This is a genomic window from Bradyrhizobium sp. 33ap4, from assembly GCF_032654765.1.
Lineage (GTDB): Bacteria > Pseudomonadota > Alphaproteobacteria > Rhizobiales > Xanthobacteraceae > Bradyrhizobium > Bradyrhizobium australafricanum.
This window is the reverse complement of sequence record NZ_JAUMTJ010000176.1, coordinates 1-1,290: the sequence shown is the minus strand read 5'-3', so window position 1 is coordinate 1,290 and position 1,290 is coordinate 1. Positions and strand designations below refer to the sequence as shown.

General features: G+C 59.0%; 1 protein-coding gene. It reads right to left on the bottom strand.

Going from position 1 to position 1,290, the window contains the following annotated elements; translation table 11 throughout:
• Window positions 1-12: 12 nt before the first annotated feature.
• Complete coding sequence (locus Q2M23_RS43580) at window positions 13-1,080, bottom strand: ABC transporter substrate-binding protein (RefSeq protein WP_316399514.1); 1,068 nt, start codon at window positions 1,078-1,080, stop codon at window positions 13-15.
• Window positions 1,081-1,290: the final 210 nt, after the last annotated feature.

Here is a 1,290-nt window from a genome sequence, read left to right as displayed (position 1 = left end):
TGCTTCTGTGGTCTACTTCGCGAGCCAGGCGGTAAAGCGTTGGCGCAGATCATCGCCCTTCTCAACCCAGAAGGCGGGATTTCCCTTCAGACCATTGGCCATATGATCGGGCGCAGTCGGAAGGTGGGACAGGATCGCAGAATCGACTAACGGGACCGCATCCTGGTTGGCCGGCCCGTACGAGATGTAGTGCGTCAGGTCAGCCAGCACCTGGGGCGACGTGGCGAAGGCGATGAATCTGTAAGCGTCATCCAGCCGCGGGCTGCCCTTAGGAATCACCCAGATGTTGGCCGCTCCCCATTCCTGAGTATCCCACATGATCTCGAAGTGCTTTCCGGAGTTCTTGACGGCGTCGTAGATGCGACCGTTCGTGGCCGCTGTCATGACGACCTGGCCATCGGCCAGGAGCTGCGGCGGCTGAGCGTAAGAGGTCCACCAGACGACATTCTTCTTGATCGTGTCTAGTTTCTTGAAGGCGCGGTCGACGCCCTCGGGCGTGTCGAGCACCTTGTAGACGTCCTTGGTTGGCACGCCGTCGGCGATCAGCGCCCATTCGAGATTGCCCACAGGCTCCTTGAGCAGTCCGCGCTTCCCAGGGAATTTCTGCAGGTCAAAGAAGTCGGCAATAGTCTTCGGGCCGTTCGGCAACTTGTCCTTGTCATAAGCCACGACCGTGGCTGATATGACTGAGGGAACCCCACAGTCATATTTGTCGCCGTCAGTGAATTTGGCACGGTCGAGGCCCAGCTTTTTCCAGTCGATCGTCTCAAGGATGCCTTCGGCGCACAGTTGATTAACCCAGATCGAGTAGCCATCGACCACGTCCCAGCTCACGGTATTGGACTTCACCATAGCCCGGATTTTGGCCGCTCCGCCGTTGTATTCGTCTTCGGTGATCTTGATTCCGGTCGCCTTCGAGAAGGGCTCGAAGAACGCCTTGCGTTCGCTCATCTGCAAAGCTCCGCCCAAAGAGACGACCGTGAGCTGATCGTCTGCAAAGGCCGGCTTCGTCGACGCAAGCGTCACTGCGACCAGGCCGCTCACGGCAAGGGCGCTCGCAATCATCAATGGCCTTGTCATTGTCTACTCTCTCCCTGCTATGCGACCCCGGATGGAGGTGCAGCATTGTCAAAGCCCAGCCTGCTGGCGCAAAGTCCAGCTCGTCACGATGCATCGAGCGCCCGACAATCCTCCGTTTTCCAGCCGATGGTGATCGTCGCCCCGGGCTCGAGCTGCACCACGCCCTCCGAATTCGGCAGCTTGATCACGAAATCATCATGGCCGCACACC

Excerpts from the sequence above, each read along its gene's own strand:
- Q2M23_RS43580 (WP_316399514.1), bottom strand. The coding sequence starts at position 1,080 with ATGACAAGGCCATTGATGATTGCGAGCGCCCTTGCCGTGAGCGGCCTG.